The 15,323-nt window shown below is 65.7% G+C and carries 17 protein-coding genes; 13 read left to right on the top strand and 4 right to left on the bottom strand.

Annotation, left to right across the window (positions count from 1 at the left end):
* Positions 1–18 precede the first annotated feature (18 nt).
* The 3 genes from DEH84_RS15970 to DEH84_RS15960 are packed head-to-tail and all read right to left on the bottom strand — an operon-like array spanning position 19 to position 3,665.
* Entirely contained in the window at positions 19–1,116 is a 1,098-nt protein-coding gene (locus DEH84_RS15970) for a GNAT family N-acetyltransferase (RefSeq protein WP_109037745.1), read from the bottom strand.
* A gap of 48 nt (positions 1,117–1,164) precedes the next feature.
* Positions 1,165–2,808 (bottom strand): GH3 family acyl-acid amido synthetase, encoded by a 1,644-nt coding sequence (locus DEH84_RS15965; protein ID WP_245932792.1) that lies wholly within the window; start codon positions 2,806–2,808, stop codon positions 1,165–1,167.
* A gap of 2 nt (positions 2,809–2,810) precedes the next feature.
* The gene (locus DEH84_RS15960; RefSeq protein ID WP_109037744.1) at positions 2,811–3,665 is read right to left on the bottom strand and encodes a hypothetical protein; all 855 of its coding nucleotides are present in this window, start codon (positions 3,663–3,665) and stop codon (positions 2,811–2,813) included.
* A 398-nt stretch (positions 3,666–4,063) separates the two neighbouring features.
* On the opposite strand from DEH84_RS15960, the gene DEH84_RS15955 reads away from it, so the two are divergent.
* From DEH84_RS15955 to ilvA, 10 genes are all read left to right on the top strand, one after another.
* Positions 4,064–4,573 (top strand): ATP synthase subunit I, encoded by a 510-nt coding sequence (locus DEH84_RS15955; protein ID WP_109037743.1) that lies wholly within the window; start codon positions 4,064–4,066, stop codon positions 4,571–4,573.
* Positions 4,574–4,585: 12 nt separating this feature from the next.
* Positions 4,586–5,482: a F0F1 ATP synthase subunit A gene (gene atpB / locus DEH84_RS15950; protein WP_109037741.1), complete on the top strand. Its 897-nt coding sequence runs from the start codon at positions 4,586–4,588 to the stop codon at positions 5,480–5,482.
* A 66-nt stretch (positions 5,483–5,548) separates the two neighbouring features.
* Positions 5,549–5,806, top strand: a complete 258-nt coding sequence (atpE, locus tag DEH84_RS15945; protein WP_058088930.1) for a F0F1 ATP synthase subunit C — start codon at positions 5,549–5,551, stop codon at positions 5,804–5,806.
* Between the two features lie 50 nt (positions 5,807–5,856).
* Positions 5,857–6,327: a F0F1 ATP synthase subunit B gene (locus DEH84_RS15940; protein WP_109037740.1), complete on the top strand. Its 471-nt coding sequence runs from the start codon at positions 5,857–5,859 to the stop codon at positions 6,325–6,327.
* 2 nt (positions 6,328–6,329) lie between these two features.
* Positions 6,330–6,863: a F0F1 ATP synthase subunit delta gene (locus DEH84_RS15935; protein ID WP_109038448.1), complete on the top strand. Its 534-nt coding sequence runs from the start codon at positions 6,330–6,332 to the stop codon at positions 6,861–6,863.
* Between the two features lie 118 nt (positions 6,864–6,981).
* A complete protein-coding gene (gene atpA / locus DEH84_RS15930; RefSeq protein ID WP_109037739.1) occupies positions 6,982–8,535 on the top strand; it encodes a F0F1 ATP synthase subunit alpha in 1,554 nt (517 codons plus the stop codon).
* Positions 8,536–8,546: 11 nt separating this feature from the next.
* Positions 8,547–9,410 carry a F0F1 ATP synthase subunit gamma gene (gene atpG, locus DEH84_RS15925; protein WP_109037738.1) on the top strand — a complete coding sequence of 288 codons (864 nt, stop codon included), beginning with the start codon at positions 8,547–8,549 and terminating at the stop codon, positions 9,408–9,410.
* A 28-nt stretch (positions 9,411–9,438) separates the two neighbouring features.
* Positions 9,439–10,851: a F0F1 ATP synthase subunit beta gene (atpD, locus tag DEH84_RS15920; RefSeq protein ID WP_109037736.1), complete on the top strand. Its 1,413-nt coding sequence runs from the start codon at positions 9,439–9,441 to the stop codon at positions 10,849–10,851.
* Positions 10,852–11,015: 164 nt separating this feature from the next.
* Positions 11,016–11,432 (top strand): F0F1 ATP synthase subunit epsilon, encoded by a 417-nt coding sequence (locus DEH84_RS15915; RefSeq protein WP_109037734.1) that lies wholly within the window; start codon positions 11,016–11,018, stop codon positions 11,430–11,432.
* A gap of 152 nt (positions 11,433–11,584) precedes the next feature.
* Positions 11,585–13,207: a threonine ammonia-lyase, biosynthetic gene (ilvA, locus tag DEH84_RS15910; RefSeq protein ID WP_109037732.1), complete on the top strand. Its 1,623-nt coding sequence runs from the start codon at positions 11,585–11,587 to the stop codon at positions 13,205–13,207.
* A 19-nt stretch (positions 13,208–13,226) separates the two neighbouring features.
* On the opposite strand, the gene DEH84_RS15905 is transcribed toward ilvA, so the two are convergent.
* Complete coding sequence (locus DEH84_RS15905; RefSeq protein WP_109037730.1) at positions 13,227–13,868, bottom strand: hypothetical protein; 642 nt, start codon at positions 13,866–13,868, stop codon at positions 13,227–13,229.
* Positions 13,869–14,027: 159 nt separating this feature from the next.
* Between DEH84_RS15905 and gspG the strand changes: the two genes are divergently transcribed.
* The 3 genes from gspG to gspI are packed head-to-tail and all read left to right on the top strand — an operon-like array spanning position 14,028 to position 15,319.
* Positions 14,028–14,486 carry a type II secretion system major pseudopilin GspG gene (gene gspG, locus DEH84_RS15900; RefSeq protein WP_159099000.1) on the top strand — a complete coding sequence of 153 codons (459 nt, stop codon included), beginning with the start codon at positions 14,028–14,030 and terminating at the stop codon, positions 14,484–14,486.
* The gene (locus DEH84_RS15895) at positions 14,461–14,958 is read left to right on the top strand and encodes a prepilin-type N-terminal cleavage/methylation domain-containing protein (protein ID WP_109037727.1); all 498 of its coding nucleotides are present in this window, start codon (positions 14,461–14,463) and stop codon (positions 14,956–14,958) included. Before gspG ends, DEH84_RS15895 begins: the two co-directional genes overlap by 26 nt.
* Before the next feature lie 19 nt (positions 14,959–14,977).
* A complete protein-coding gene (gene gspI, locus DEH84_RS15890) occupies positions 14,978–15,319 on the top strand; it encodes a type II secretion system minor pseudopilin GspI (RefSeq protein ID WP_109037725.1) in 342 nt (113 codons plus the stop codon).
* Positions 15,320–15,323: the final 4 nt, after the last annotated feature.

Raw genomic sequence — 15,323 nt, 5'->3', positions numbered from 1 at the left:
GGCCACGGGCCGGTCGCATCAGAGCCGGCCCAGCTCCACATACAGCGGCCGCGCATCGATGCCGGGCCGCGGGTCGTCGCCATAGCTCAGCCAGAAGTTGCTCGAGATGAGCTTCTGCCGCTTGTAGCCCCGTGGCACCTCGGCCAGCGGGTCGCCGTGGGTGAACGCCGTTGCGATCGCATCGTATTTCTGGCCCTGGTGCGCCATCAGCCAGTCCAGCAGCGCGCGGTGCACGGCCGGATCGTCCTCGCTCACCAGCGTGTTGTAGACCGTCAGGTAGTTCAGCACACCCCCCACCGGCGGCAGCCGGAAGCCACCCGCCAGCCCCACATACAGGTTGTAGAGCGGCCGCAGCACCTTCACCACCGGCTTGAAGCCCACGATGCGCGTCTGCTTGTAGGCCTTCTGGTCCCAGCCGGCCAGCATCCCGACGATCTCGCCGTGGCGCTCGGCCAGCACATAGTCCTCGATGCGCAGCCCGGTGTAGTAAGGGTCACCGGCCAGCAACTTGCTGAAGTCGTACACCGGGTAGCCGTTGCGGCGTGGCGCCTCGCGGTCGAAGTAGGCCTGCATGCGCGGCGCATCGGCGCGGGTCGCCTGACGCAACGTCACGCCATGCGGGATGCGGGGCGCCTGCTTGCGCACATAGATGAAGCTCGTTTCGATCGTGTGGCTGACCCAGAAGCGGAACAGCACGCCGTCGGCCACATTGGCCGCCGCCTCGAGCGGGGCCGTGTTGTCCTTGAGCACGATGCCTTGCAGCAACTCCTGGTCGGTGCGGTACTTCTTCTGCTCCATGAACAGCGACGATGCAATGCCCCGTCGCCGGTAGAACGGGTCGACCCGCGTGTCACCCGAGTAGTACACGCGCCGCTTCTGGCCACTGATGTAGAGGTCCCGCCCCGAGATCACGGTGAGCCCCGCAAGCACCTCCGGGCGCTCATCGTCCTCGGCCACCGCGACGATGAACTCGTCACCGATCACCCGTGCGCCGGTGAAGAAGTCGGGGGTGCGCTGAAAGCACATCTGCGCCAGCCCTGGCATGGTGATCTTGGTGATCAGGTCCTGGATGCGCGGGTTGTCGGCGGAGGTGCCCAGACGGATGGTGATGGCCATGGCGAGACTGCTTGAAAAGGGAACGACAGGAGCGGTGGGAGAACGGGGTCAGGCGGCCGACAGCACGCAGCCATCCAGCGCGTCGCGCAGCACAGCGGGCGCCGGGCCCGTCCAGTGGCGCAGCGGTTCGATCTTGATGTTGCCCTCGATCATTCCGCGCTCGCGGCATTGCTCGAGGTAGATGGCGCGCATGTGGGGCAGCGCCACGCAGGCTGCCGGCTGCAGCTGGCCCAGCTCGCGCGCCAGCTTGTAGTGGAAGTTGGCTTGCAGCGCCTGCTCCACCTGTCTGGCCAGGTCGTGTTCCAGCGCCAGGCGAGGCCGCGTGGCATCACACTCCACCAGGAGCACATAGCCCGGTTGACCGTGGCGCGCCTCATCGAGGGCCAGCAGCGTCACGGGCAGGGCGCCGTCCAGCATCAAGCCATCCTGCACCGCCTGCGCGGTCTGCGCGCTCGTCTTCTCGCCCACCAGGTCGACCCCATCGTTGCGGCCCAGAAAGGTGAAGCACGGCACCTGACCCAGCGGCGCCTCCACCCGCAGCACGTCGCTCATGCGGTAGCGCGCAAAACCGCTGCCCGTGGTCAGCAGGGGGATCACCTCCTGGCCGGTGCGCAGCTGCCACGGCGCCAGCACGCGGCCATCGTGCGCGTCCTCGAATTCGTAGACATGGCTCAGGTAGGCCAGCGGATAGCGACCCTCGAAGGGAAAGGTCACCACGCCCTCGGTCGCCCACAGGCCCTTGCCCTGGAAGGCCGCATGCGGCAGCAGACCTTGCAGGCGCCGCGCCCACGGGGCCGCCGCCGCCGTGTCCCAGGCACTCAGCACCGCGAGCTCCGGCCACAGGGCCTGGAAGAAGCGCCCGTTCGGCACGCCATCCCAACCGGCCAGCAGCCGGGCGGCGTGGGGTGCGCGTGGGCAGGGCACGCTGGTCATGCGAGGCGCCCGCGCGCCCCAGTCACCGCGTTGCAGCACCTCGGCCAGCTCGGCACGCCAGGCCCCCATCTGCTCGAGCAGCCCGATGCCGAAGGTCGGGCTCCACACCGACATGAAGCCGAGCGAACGGTCGGCGGCCAGCCAGGCCGCCGTGGCAAACAGCGAATCCTCCGAGGTCTCGGCCAGCGCGATCTCCTGCGGCGCCGCTTGCGTCAGGTAGGCCAGCAGGCGCTTGCCCCACGACAGCATCTTCATGTCGTCGTTGATGTCGCCCGCGGTCTGGCCGCGCAGCGCCGTCGGGATCCACGACAGCGACCAGTAATGCGTGCCATGGCCCTGGTTCGGGAACTGGCGGTACAGGTCGCCCACCCAGGCCGTGATGACCTGATCGAGCTCGTCCAGAAACAGCCGCGTGTACGGGATCCATTTCACCGCCGAGGTCGAACCGCTGGTGGGCTGATAGCGCATCACCGGTGAATCGATCAACAGCGCCTGCCGCTGCTGGCGCTGGGCGCTCAGTGCGGTCGCGTAGTCGGCATAGGTCGTCACCGGTTGCTGACGGGCAAACTCCTCCCACGACCAGTCTGCCCGCACGCCGCGCCGCTGCCCCTCGGGTGAGCGCGCCGCGGCCGACAGCCAGCGCGCCAGCCGCGCCCGCTGCACCGACTCCAGCTCGTCCACGTGGCGTGCAAACCGCCGCCGCCCCGGTTCCACCAGCGCCTTCAGCAGGTGGTGCCCCAACGTCGCGCCTGTCCCCATGCTCACGAGGTCCGGCCCTGCTCGATGCCCTCGACGTCTGTCTCTCGCCACACCACGCTGCGCGCCGGCTTGCGCTCGACGTCGAGCCCCGCCGGCCGGTGGGTGCCCAGCAGGTGCTTGCGCACCCACTTCACCGGCACGTCCACGATGGATCGGAACAGGCTCTCGTAGTCGCAGGCGCCGATGCACGGCACCTCCGTGCCGCGTCGCCACGTCGGGTTCACCTTCTCGAAGAAGGCGATGTGCGGATTGGCCGCGCGCAGTTCGGGCGTGATGTCGGCGACGTCGCCCTTCAGGCGCACGTAGTCGTTGCCGAAGTCCAGCAGCATCTTCTCGCGGTCGAAGTACTGCGGAAACAGCTGCTCGCAATAGGCCTCGGTGATGCGTCGGTACTTCTCGTCGTGCCCGCGCACGTTCGGGTAGTAGTTGTAGAAGTTGTTGGTCAGCAGCAGGTAGGTCTTGTAGCCCTTCGAGATCAGGAACCAGTAGAAGGGCACGAAGGGCTGCTTGATCCGCTCGATGACGAGCCGCCGGTAGAAGGTGTTGGCCAGCGCGTTGTTGCCCCAGTAGGCCGGGTCGACGATCGTGTCGCCACTGAAGATGCCGCGCACGCGCTTGCCGTCCACCTTCAGGTCGAAGAAGGTCTGCGTCGAGAAGCCCACCACCCGGTCGTCGGCCTTGCGCGTCACGAGGATCACGCCCGACTTCTTGCTCAGGTCATTGAGAAAGACATCCAGCGAGGTGTTCTCGTAGAAGCCGGCGTACAGGTCGTACATCTGCCGGATGTGGGTGACGGTGACGGCCGAGATCGGCCTGAAGAACGTGCTGACCTTGTCGCGAGAGGCTGAAGAAGACATCGCGGGCTCCGGGAAGGAACGCGGCCTGCGCGCGTGCATGGCCGTGTGGGTGACTGCATCTGCGACCCGTTGTCGGCCGCTTGTTAAACACAGGATGCCGGCCGGCCGCTGGAGCAGGCACCGGGCTTGCCCTCAGTGCACCCCGACATGAGGGGGCGGGTGATCAAGTGCGTCGCGGGCACGCCGCCGCCCGGACCTCCGTGTAAGGGATGTGTCAACTCAGTACAGTGCTGGGGCTTGGTTCGGCTCCGGGTAACCGCGTATAATCTTTAGGTTTTGCCGACGCAGGTCGGTGTCTTGCTCCACTGTCGCCGCTGTCCACGCGTGCGCTGTGTCTCCTGTCAGATCCAGGAGGCCGGGCGTCCAGTCAGCGGGTTGAATGCGCCAAGCGAGTCGTCATGCAGCCACCTCAGAGTCACAAGCCGGGAGGTCAGCATGCAGCGCAACAGGCCTTCGACGATTCCGACTGGACCGAAGACATCGATCCCCCCGTCCGGCCGCTGACGCGACAGGAAGCGCAAGCCCTTGTCGCCAAGCACCCTTCGATGTCGGTCTGGCGGATTCTCGCCTGGCAGGCTGCGGTGGCGGTGCTGGTCGCGCTGGTCTGGGGTGTCCTGTCGCAAAGCCCGGCTTCTGCGGTGTCCGCCCTGTATGGCGGCGCGGTGGTCGTGATACCCAATGCCCTGATGGCGCGCGGGATCTTCGGGCGAGGCGCGGGACGCAGTGTGGGAGTGCTCCTCGTGTGGGAGTTGCTCAAGCTCGGGTTGAGCGGGGCCATGTTGGCGCTGTCGCCCGTGCTGCTTCGCCCGATCGACTGGGCGGCCATGCTGGTGACCCTGGTGTTGTGCCTGAAAGTGATTGGAGTGGTTCTGCTCTTGGGGCAGGGCCGCGCGAAAAAATCTGTTTAACGAGAACTGCCGATGTCCGCCGAAGCTCACGCCGCTGAACACGCGCTCACTGCACCCGAGTACATCGGGCACCACCTCCGTCACCTGCAGAACAAGGTCGAGCCGCAGGCCATCGTCGACTGGTCCTACATCAACATCGACTCGGTGTTCTGGTCCGTCGTGATGGGTGCCCTGGGCGTCTTCCTGCTGTGGAAGGCCGCCCGCAAGGCCACCTCCGGAGTGCCCGGCCGCTTCCAGGCTGCCGTCGAGCTGCTGGTCGAGCTGGTCGACACGCAGGCCAAGGGCATCGTGCACAACGCCACCTCGCGCAAGGCCGTGGCCCCGGCCGCCCTGACCGTGTTCATCTGGATCTTCTTCATGAACGCGATGGACCTGCTGCCCGTCGACCTGCTGCCCCGTGTCTGGGAAGGCGTCTACGCTGCGGCCGGCCACGATCCGCACCACGCCTACATGCGCGTCGTGCCGACCGCTGACCTGTCGATCACGCTGGGCATGTCCATCTCCGTGCTGCTGATCTGTCTGTACTACAACATGAAGATCAAGGGCGTCGGCGGCTGGATCAAGGAGCTGTTCACGGCCCCGTTCCACGCGCATGGCACCGTCGGCACCCTGCTGCTGCTGATTCCGAACTTCTTCCTGAACCTGGTCGAGTTCGGCGCCAAGACCATCTCCCACGGCATGCGGCTGTGGGGCAACATGTACGCAGGCGAACTCGTGTTCATGCTGATCGCCCTGCTCGGCGCCGCTGTCGGTGCGTCCCTGTCGGCTGGAGGCATCGGCCTCTGGATCCTGGGCGTGCTGGCCGGTTCGGCCTGGGCCATCTTCCACATCCTGATCATTGCGCTGCAAGCGTTCATCTTCATGATGTTGACCCTGGTGTACATCGGTCAGGCCCACGAAGGTCACTGATCAGGTTTCACAAAAAGTCCTCTCTCCCTTTTCTCTAAACCAACCTTACTTTCTTTAGGAGCAATCATGGAACTGGTGTTGGCAAACGTCGCTCTGGCTTGTGGTCTGATCATCGCCCTGGGCGCCATCGGTGCCTGTATCGGTATCGCTCTGATGGGCGGCAAGTACTTCGAAGCCACCGCTCGTCAGCCCGAACTGATGAACGAACTGCAGACCAAGATGTTCCTGCTGGCTGGTCTGATCGACGCCGCCTTCCTGATCGGTGTCGGTATCGCCATGCTGTTCGCCTTCGCGAACCCCTTCATCGCCGCTCTGGCCAAGTAATCGGTCCGTTCTCGACTGAACATCCCATTTAACCGAGAAAGGTCCGAGCCGTGAATCTGAACGCAACGCTGTTCGCGCAGATCGTGGTCTTCGGGATCCTGTGGTGGTTCACGATGAAATTCGTGTGGCCGCCGATCACGAAGGCGCTCGACGAGCGCGCAAGCAAGATCGCCGACGGTCTGGCTGCCGCCGACAAGGCCAAGCTGGAACTGGCGAATGCCAACAAGAGCGTCCAGGAACAGCTCGCCCAATCCCGTGACGAGATCGCCCAACGACTGGCCGACGCTGAAAAGCGTGCTGCGGCCATCGTTGAGGAGGCCAAGCAGCGCGCTTCGCAAGAAGCCGCCAAGATCGTAGCCGACGCCAAGGCCGAAGCCGATCAGCAGGCCATCCAGGCCCGTGAAGCCCTGCGTGAGCAGGTCGCCGGTCTGGCCGTCAAGGGTGCCGAGCAGATTCTGCGTCGTGAGGTGTCTCCGGAGGTCCATGCCGACCTGCTGAGCCGCCTGAAGTCGGAGCTGTGATCATGGCCGAGCTTGCCACCATCGCCCGTCCTTACGCCGAAGCGCTGTTCAAGGCCACGCCGGAGGCGGAGCAATCCGCCTGGGTGGCGCAAGTCGCTGCCCTGGCCCAGGTCGCCAGCGACGCCGCTGTGCAGAGCTTCGCCGACAACCCCCGTGTCACTCAGGACCAGGTGTTCGGCGTGCTCACCGAGGCTGCCAAGGTGGCTCTCGCGCCGGTCGTGGCCAACTTCCTGCGTACCGTTCTGGAGAACGGCCGTCTGGCGGCGTTGCCGCTGATGGCCGAGCAGTTCCAAGCGCTCGTGCAAGCCCGCCAGGGCGTGTCCGAAGCCTGCATCGTCAGCGCCTTCCCGATCTCGGACGCCCAGGTGGCCGACATCGTGGCGCCGCTCGAGAAGCGCTTCGGTCGCAAGCTGGAAGCCAAGGTTGAGGTCGATGCCGACCTCATCGGTGGCGTGCGCGTCGTGGTCGGCGACGAGGTGCTCGACACCTCCGTGAAGGCCCGCCTGGAACGCATGAAGTCGGCCCTCCTGGCGTGATCCGGAGCCCGGCCTCAACCAAGAACAGTCGCTCAACCCTGCCGGTGGCTTCGTGCCACCGGTTGCCGTCAACGAGGTTTGCCAAGGTGCAGCCCTTGACCAGACTGGGAGCTAAGCAATGCAATTGAATCCCGCAGAAATTTCCGAACTGATCAAGAGCCGCATCGAAGGTCTCGGCGCGGCTGCCGACATTCGCAACCAGGGTACCGTCATCTCCGTGACGGACGGTATCGTGCGCGTCCACGGCTTGTCCGATGCGATGCAAGGCGAAATGCTGGAGTTCCCCGCCAACGCCGCTGGCGTGCCCACTTTCGGCCTGGCCCTGAACCTCGAGCGCGACTCCGTCGGCGCCGTGATTCTGGGCGAGTACGAGCACATCTCCGAAGGCGACACCGTGAAGTGCACGGGTCGCATTCTGGAAGTGCCCGTGGGCCCCGAACTGGTCGGCCGCGTGGTGAACGCCCTGGGTCAGCCCATCGACGGCAAGGGCCCGATCAACGCCAAGCTGTCTTCTCCCATCGAGAAGATCGCCCCCGGCGTGATCGCCCGTCAGTCCGTTGACCAGCCCCTGCAGACCGGTATCAAGTCGATCGACTCGATGGTGCCGATCGGCCGTGGCCAGCGCGAGCTGATCATCGGTGACCGTCAGACCGGCAAGACCGCCGTCGCCATCGACGCGATCATCAACCAGAAGGGCCAGGGCGTCACCTGTATCTACGTCGCCATCGGTCAGAAGGCTTCGTCGATCAAGAACGTCGTGCGCGCTCTGGAGCAAGCCGGCGCCATGGACTACACCATCGTCGTCGCCGCTTCGGCCTCTGACTCGGCTGCCATGCAGTTCGTGTCGGCCTACTCCGGCTGCGCGATGGGCGAGTACTTCCGCGACCGCGGTCAAGACGCCCTCATCGTGTACGACGACCTGTCCAAGCAGGCCGTCGCCTACCGTCAGGTGTCGCTGCTGCTGCGTCGCCCGCCGGGCCGCGAAGCCTTCCCTGGCGACGTGTTCTACATCCACTCGCGCCTGCTCGAGCGTGCCGCTCGCGTGAACGCCGACTACGTCGAAGCCTTCACCAACGGTGAAGTCAAGGGCAAGACCGGTTCGCTGACGGCCCTGCCGATCATCGAAACGCAAGCCGGCGACGTGTCCGCTTTCGTTCCGACCAACGTGATCTCGATCACCGACGGTCAGATCTTCCTTGAAACCAACCTGTTCAACGCAGGCATCCGTCCCGCCATCAACGCCGGTATCTCGGTGTCGCGCGTCGGTGGTGCAGCGCAGACCAAGGTCATCAAGAGCCTGTCCGGCGGTATCCGTACCGACCTGGCCCAGTACCGTGAACTGGCTGCCTTCGCGCAGTTCGCTTCCGATCTGGACGCGGCCACCCGCAAGCAGCTGGACCGCGGTGCCCGCGTGACCGAACTGCTGAAGCAGGCCCAGTACCAGCCGCTCTCGATCTCCCTGATGGGTGCCACCCTGTTCGCCGTGAACAAGGGTTACATGGACGACATCGACGTCAAGAAGGTTCTGGCCTTTGAAACTGGTCTGCACCAGTTCCTGAAGACCAGCCACGGCGCGCTGCTGGCCAAGATCGAAGAGAAGAAGGCCTTGGACAAGGACGCCGAAGCCGAGCTGCAAGCAGCCATCGTCGCGTTCAAGAAGACCTTTGCCTAAAGGAGCACGCCATGGCGGCAGGCAAGGAAATACGCAACAAGATCAAGAGCGTCGAGAACACCAAGAAGATCACCAAGGCCATGGAAATGGTCGCGGCTTCGAAGATGCGCAAGGCGCAGGATCGCATGCGTGCGGCCCGACCCTACGCTGAAAAGGTGCGCAACATCACGGCGAACCTGGCCTTGGCCAACCCCGAGTACGTCCACCCCTTCATGCAGCAAAGCGCTGGCAAGAAGGTGGGCTTCATCGTGGTGAGCACGGACAAGGGTCTGTGCGGTGGTCTGAACACGAACGTGCTGCGTGCCGTGACCAACAAGCTCCGTGAGCTGGATGGTCAGGGCGTCAAGGCCGACGTGGTCACCATCGGCAACAAGGCCACCGGCTTCTTCAACCGCATCGGCGCCAACGTGGTCGCCCAGGTGGTGGGGATGGGGGACACCCCCCATCTCGAGAAGCTGATCGGTCCGGTCAAGGTGCTGCTCGACGCGTACACCGCGGGCGAGCTCAGTGCGGTCTACCTGTGCTTCACGCGCTTCATCAACACGATGAAGCAGGAGCCGCTGGTGGAGCAACTGCTGCCCTTGAAGGCCACCGAGTTCGCTGGCGAGAAGACTCATGCCTGGGAATACCTGTATGAGCCGGATGCCAAGGTCGTCATCGACGACCTGATGGTGCGTTACGTCGAAGCGCTGGTGTACCAGGCTGTGGCCGAGAACATGGCTTCGGAGCAGTCGGCCCGCATGGTGGCCATGAAGGCCGCCACCGACAACGCAGGCAACGTGATCAAGGAACTGAAGCTGGTCTACAACAAGACCCGTCAGGCCGCGATCACGAAGGAACTCTCCGAGATCGTTGCCGGCGCGGCTGCGGTCTGATCTGAATATTGAATTGAAGGAACGAAAAATGGCTGACACGCAAGCAGTGGGCAAGATCGTTCAGTGCATCGGCGCCGTGGTGGACGTGGAGTTTCCGCGTAACCAGATGCCCAAGGTGTACGACGCCCTGAAGATGGACGGCTCCGTCCTGACCCTGGAAGTGCAACAGCTTCTGGGCGACGGCGTGGTGCGTACCATCGCGCTGGGTTCGTCTGACGGTCTGCGTCGCGGCATGGTGGTCTTCAACACCAACGCCCCGATCACCGTGCCCGTCGGTCCCGCCACGCTGGGCCGCATCATGGACGTGCTGGGCAACCCGATCGACGAGCGCGGTCCGGTTGACCAGGCCAAGACGGCCTCCATCCACCGCAAGGCCCCGGCCTACGACGAACTGTCGCCGTCGACCGAGCTGCTGGAAACCGGCATCAAGGTGATCGACCTGGTCTGCCCGTTCGCCAAGGGCGGCAAGGTGGGTCTGTTCGGTGGCGCCGGTGTGGGCAAGACCGTGAACATGATGGAACTCATCAACAACATCGCCAAGGCTCACTCGGGTCTGTCGGTGTTCGCTGGTGTGGGCGAGCGTACCCGTGAGGGCAACGACTTCTATCACGAAATGTCCGACGCGGGCGTCGTGAAGCAGGACAACCTGGCCGAATCGAAAGTGGCCATGGTGTACGGTCAGATGAACGAGCCGCCGGGCAACCGTCTGCGCGTGGCCCTGACCGGCCTGACGATGGCCGAGTCCTTCCGTGACGAAGGCCGTGATGTGCTGTTCTTCGTGGACAACATCTACCGTTACACCCTGGCCGGTACCGAAGTGTCCGCGCTGCTGGGCCGTATGCCTTCCGCCGTGGGTTACCAGCCCACCCTGGCCGAAGAAATGGGCCGTCTGCAAGAGCGCATCACCTCGACCAAGGTTGGCTCGATCACCTCGATCCAGGCCGTGTACGTCCCTGCGGACGACCTGACCGACCCGTCGCCTGCCACGACCTTCGCCCACCTGGACTCCACCGTGGTGCTGTCGCGTGACATCGCTTCGCTGGGTATCTACCCCGCTGTGGATCCGCTCGACTCGACCTCGCGTCAGCTGGACCCGCACGTGGTCGGCGAAGAGCACTACACCGTGGCCCGCGCCGTGCAGAACACGCTGCAGCGCTACAAGGAACTGCGCGACATCATCGCCATTCTGGGCATGGACGAACTGGCTCCGGAAGACAAGCTGCTTGTCGCCCGCGCCCGTAAGATCCAGCGTTTCCTGTCGCAGCCGTTCCACGTGGCCGAAGTGTTCACGGGCGCGCCTGGCAAGTACGTGCCGCTGAAGGAAACCATCCGCGGCTTCAAGATGATCGTCAACGGCGAGTGCGACAGCCTGCCGGAACAGGCCTTCTACATGGTGGGCACGATCGACGAAGCCTTCGAAAAGGCCAAGACGATGCAATAAGCGGCGCGCTTGGCCCTCACTCGGCGTTGCCGTGCGCGCCGGACTCTGAGTCCGGCTGTGCGCGGCGCCTTGATCGAGGACCAATCGCTTGCTTCTTGCAGCGTCTTGTCGTGTGCAAACCGTTGGGCGCTGCAAGCTCGTTAACCTTTTTTTGAAAGCTCGATATGTCCACCATTCACGTTGACGTCGTTTCGGCAGAAGAGTCGATCTTCGCGGGCGAGGCCACGCTGGTGTCCCTGCCGGGTGAATCGGGCGAACTGGGCATCCTGCCGCGCCACACCCCGCTGATCACCCGCATCAAGCCGGGCGCCGTGCGCATCCAGCGTGCCGACAACGGTCAGGAAGAGTTCGTCTTCGTGGCCGGCGGCATCCTGGAAGTGCAGCCGCACTGCGTGACCGTTCTGGCCGACACCGCCATCCGCGGCAAGGACCTGGACGAAGCGAAGGCGCTGGAAGCCAAGCGTCTGGCCGAGGAAGCCATCCAGTCTGCCAAGGGCGAGCTGGACCTGGCCCGCGCCCAGAGCGAACTGGCCGAGCTGGTCGCCCAGCTGGCTGCCATTCGCCGCCTGCGCAAGAAGTGATCCGCTGCTCGCCCGGTCCCCGGGCGGTGCACGCAAGAGCCCGTGGCATGCCACGGGCTTTTTTCATGGCCCGCCCGCCCGCGGTGGCCGATGACGCCCGGGTAGACTGTGGGGTTTCCCGCCCCGGGACTGAGCTTTTTCGGAGTGTTCTGATGCCTGCCGCGCGTCCAGCCGCCTCTTCCCCCCGCCGTTCGACGGTCGCCGCCACGTCGGCTCGCAAGGCCGCATCGCCCGCCGCGCCGTCCGGCCCGCTGGGGTTGCAGGACTACCTTCGCAAGGTGTTGACCAGCAAGGTCTACGACGTGGCGGTCGAGACGCCGCTGGAGCCCGCCCGGGAGCTCTCCCGTCGCCTGGGGCACCACGTCTACCTCAAGCGCGAAGACAAGCAGCCGGTGTTCAGCTTCAAGCTGCGCGGGGCCTACAACAAGATGGCCCAGTTGCCGGCCAAGGCGCTGGCCAAGGGCGTGATCTGCGCGTCGGCCGGCAACCACGCGCAGGGCGTGGCCCTCGGCGCGCGGCGCCTGGGCTGTCAGGCCACCATCGTGATGCCGGTCACCACGCCGCAGGTGAAGATCGACGCGGTGCGGCATTTCGGCGGCGACAACGTGCAGATCGTGCTGCACGGCGAAAGCTACTCCGATGCAGCCCTGCACGCCAAGCAGCTCGAGAAGAAGAAGGGCATGACCTTCGTCCATCCCTTTGACGATCCCGACGTGATCGCCGGCCAGGGGACGGTGGCCATGGAGATCCTGCGTCAGCATGCCGGCCCGATCGATGCCGTGTTCGTGGCCATTGGCGGCGGGGGGCTGATCGCCGGTGTGGCGGCCTACATCAAGGCGGTTCGCCCGGAGATCAAGGTGATCGGCGTGCAGACCAGTGATTCGGATGCCATGGTGCGTTCGGTGAAGGCCGGTGAGCGGGTGACCCTGCCCGACGTTGGCCTGTTCTCGGATGGCACGGCGGTGAAGCTGGTGGGCGAAGAGACGATGCGCCTGGCGAGCCTCTATGTGGACGACTACATCGTCGTCAACACCGATTCGGTGTGCGCGGCGATCAAGGACATCTACCAGGACACGCGCTCCATTGTCGAGCCGGCGGGCGCGTTGGGCGTGGCGGCGGTGAAGCAGTACGCGGCGCGCCATGGCAGTCAGGGCAAGACCTACATCGCCATCAACTGTGGCGCCAACATGAACTTCGACCGGCTGCGCTTCGTGGCCGAGCGCGCCGAGGTGGGCGAGGAGCGCGAGGCGCTGCTGGCCGTCACCATCCCGGAGGAGCGTGGCTCGTTCAAGCGGTTCTGTGAGACCATCGGCCCGCGCAGCGTGACGGAGTTCAACTACCGGATCTCGGACGAGAAGCAGGCGCACGTGTTCGTCGGACTGACCACGCGCGAGAAGGGCGAGTCGAAGAAGATCGCCAAGGCCTTCGAGGGCGAGGGCTTCGCCACGGTCGACCTCACCCACGACGAACTGGCCAAGACCCACATCCGCCACATGGTGGGTGGGCGTTCATCGCTGGCCGAAGGCGAGCGGCTGTACAGCTTCGTGTTCCCGGAGCGCCCGGGCGCGCTCATGGGCTTTCTGACCAGCCTGCCACCGGGCTGGAACATCAGCCTGTTCCATTACCGCAACCAGGGCGCCGACTACGGTCGCATCCTGGTGGGATTGCAGGTGCCGAAGGCCGAGGTGTCGCGCATCGATGCCCTGCTGCGCCGCCTCGGCTATCCATACGTCGACGAAACGCGCAACCCCGTCTACCGCCTCTTTTTGCGCTGAGTCGGGCCGGAGGCCGCGCTCACACCGCGGAGTCGGCACCCGGTTGACCCCGCTGAGCGGGGGGCGGATTGGCCGGCACGGGCGGCGGCGGCATGGCGTTGCCCTGCATCTGTTGCTCGGGCGAGGCCAGGGTGCCGCGTGCGGCGGGCGGACCATCGATGGGGTTGGCGGGGCGTGCGCCTTCGCGCGAGAAGCCGCTCACGGGCGGCAGGCTGCCCGCAGCGGGCGCCGGCAGCAGCGGCAGATCGAGCGTGATGACCCCGTCGCCTTGGGCCGGGCCGATGTCCACGCCGCGTTGAGTGAGGGCCTTGACGACCAGATCGCCATCGACGCGGTCACCCTGGCGCAACGCGCGCGGGGGCTTGCCATCCACCGAAACCAGGGCGACGCCCCGGCCGCCCGGTGTGCGGGGCGCCACGACGCCGAGGACCTTGATGCGCGCCAGCAACTCCGCCGAGGCGTTCACGACGGGCGTGGCTTCGGTCGCCTTGGCTGGCCCGGCCAGCAGGCGGCGCAGGTCGCCGCGGGCGGCAGAGTCGAGCGAGACCGGGCTGGCATTGGCGGGCACCCCGGTGGGCGGCGCCAGCCAACGCAGGCCCCAGAAGGCCAGGCTGGCCGCCACCGCGGCCCACGTCAGGAGGGCGAAAAAACGAGATGCCATATTGGCCCATTATGATGGGTGTTGCCTGGCGGACGTGCCGGAAACTGCGGGGGCAACCCCGGGTACATCCGGCGTCGGGCCCCGCATGGCGTGGGGCATGCTGACGCCAGGACACGCCACAGGGCGGCGCAACGCGTGATGTGTGTATCGGAAAGCAAGATGAGCAAGTTTCACAGGATTTCTCAAGGCGGCCGGGCCGCAGCCCGACGGGTGCAGCGTGGCTTCACACTGATCGAATTGATGGTGGTGCTGGTGATCATCGGTCTGCTGGCCGCGCTGATCGTGCCCAACGTGCTGGACCGTGCCGACGATGCCCGCGTGACTGCGGCGCGCACCGACGTGGGCAATCTGATGCAGTCGCTCAAGCTGTATCGCCTTGACAACCAGCGCTACCCGACGGGCGAGCAAGGCCTCAAGGCCCTGGTGGCCAAGCCCACCACCGCGCCCATTCCGCCGAACTGGAAGCCCTATCTCGAGAAGCTGCCCACCGACCCGTGGGGCAATCCTTACCAGTACGTGAACCCGGGCGTGAAGGGCCAGGTCGACGTCTTCAGCTTCGGGGCCGACGGCCAGAGCGGGGGCGAAGGCCGTGATGCGGACGTCGGTTCCTGGCAGTGAGGCCGGCCGCCGGCAGCGCGGTTTCACGCTGCTGGAGTTGATGGTCGTCATCGCGATGATCGGGCTGACGACGGCCGTGGTGTCGCTGGCCCTGCCCGATCCGGCTGCCACACGGCTGGACAGAGAAGCCGCGCGACTGGTGGCCCTGCTCGAGTCGGCGCGCACGCAGGCGCGGGCTGGCGCGCTCACCGTGTTGTGGGTGCCGCAGCCCGGCGCGGCCGACACCGACTACCAGTTTCTGGGATTGCCGCCGGCGTTTCAGCCGCCGCTGCAGTGGCAGACCCGTGAGGTCCGTGCCGAGGTCATGGGTGCGCGCAGTGTCGTGCTGGGGCCCGAGCCTGTCATCGGGCCGCAGAGCGTCGTGCTGCGCCTGGAGGACAGGCAGGTCGTTGTGGCCAGCGACGGGCTGTCGCCGTTCGATGTCGTGACGGGCGAGGCCCGCGATGAAGGGACGGTCGGTGCGCCGCGCTGAGCCCGCTTGCAGCCGCGGCATGACGCTGATCGAGGTGCTGGTGGCGCTCGCAATCGTGGCCGTCACGCTGTCTGCCGGCATCAAGGCGGCAGGTGGCCTGGGGGTCAATGCGCAGCGCATGACGGACCTGACGCTCGCGCAGATGTGCGCCGAGAACCAGTTGACCGCGATGAAGCTGTCACGCCTGTTCCCGCCCGTCGGCGACAGCGACTTCGCGTGTCAGCAGATGGGCCGCACGCTGCCCGGCCGCCTCGTGGTCCGCCCCACACCGAACCTCAACTTCCGACGCGTCGATGCGCAGGTGCTCGATGAGTCGAACCAGCCCATCGTGCGGCTGTCAACCATCCTGCCGCGGTTCTGAGCCC

Origin of the sequence: Aquabacterium olei, from assembly GCF_003100395.1 — a bacterium.
GTDB lineage: Bacteria > Pseudomonadota > Gammaproteobacteria > Burkholderiales > Burkholderiaceae_C > Aquabacterium > Aquabacterium olei.
Note: the sequence above shows the minus strand (reverse complement) of the source record. Positions and strands in the feature narration are given on the sequence as shown.

Excerpts from the sequence above, each read along its gene's own strand:
- DEH84_RS15970 (WP_109037745.1), bottom strand. The coding sequence starts at position 1,116 with ATGGCCATCACCATCCGTCTGGGCACCTCCGCCGACAACCCGCGCATC.
- DEH84_RS15965 (WP_245932792.1), bottom strand. The coding sequence starts at position 2,808 with ATGGGGACAGGCGCGACGTTGGGGCACCACCTGCTGAAGGCGCTGGTG.
- DEH84_RS15960 (WP_109037744.1), bottom strand. The coding sequence starts at position 3,665 with ATGTCTTCTTCAGCCTCTCGCGACAAGGTCAGCACGTTCTTCAGGCCG.
- DEH84_RS15955 (WP_109037743.1), top strand. The coding sequence starts at position 4,064 with ATGCAGCCACCTCAGAGTCACAAGCCGGGAGGTCAGCATGCAGCGCAA.
- atpB (WP_109037741.1), top strand. The coding sequence starts at position 4,586 with ATGTCCGCCGAAGCTCACGCCGCTGAACACGCGCTCACTGCACCCGAG.
- atpE (WP_058088930.1), top strand. The coding sequence starts at position 5,549 with ATGGAACTGGTGTTGGCAAACGTCGCTCTGGCTTGTGGTCTGATCATC.
- DEH84_RS15935 (WP_109038448.1), top strand. The coding sequence starts at position 6,330 with ATGGCCGAGCTTGCCACCATCGCCCGTCCTTACGCCGAAGCGCTGTTC.
- atpA (WP_109037739.1), top strand. The coding sequence starts at position 6,982 with ATGCAATTGAATCCCGCAGAAATTTCCGAACTGATCAAGAGCCGCATC.
- atpG (WP_109037738.1), top strand. The coding sequence starts at position 8,547 with ATGGCGGCAGGCAAGGAAATACGCAACAAGATCAAGAGCGTCGAGAAC.
- atpD (WP_109037736.1), top strand. The coding sequence starts at position 9,439 with ATGGCTGACACGCAAGCAGTGGGCAAGATCGTTCAGTGCATCGGCGCC.
- DEH84_RS15915 (WP_109037734.1), top strand. The coding sequence starts at position 11,016 with ATGTCCACCATTCACGTTGACGTCGTTTCGGCAGAAGAGTCGATCTTC.
- ilvA (WP_109037732.1), top strand. The coding sequence starts at position 11,585 with ATGCCTGCCGCGCGTCCAGCCGCCTCTTCCCCCCGCCGTTCGACGGTC.
- DEH84_RS15905 (WP_109037730.1), bottom strand. The coding sequence starts at position 13,868 with ATGGCATCTCGTTTTTTCGCCCTCCTGACGTGGGCCGCGGTGGCGGCC.
- gspG (WP_159099000.1), top strand. The coding sequence starts at position 14,028 with ATGAGCAAGTTTCACAGGATTTCTCAAGGCGGCCGGGCCGCAGCCCGA.
- DEH84_RS15895 (WP_109037727.1), top strand. The coding sequence starts at position 14,461 with ATGCGGACGTCGGTTCCTGGCAGTGAGGCCGGCCGCCGGCAGCGCGGT.
- gspI (WP_109037725.1), top strand. The coding sequence starts at position 14,978 with ATGACGCTGATCGAGGTGCTGGTGGCGCTCGCAATCGTGGCCGTCACG.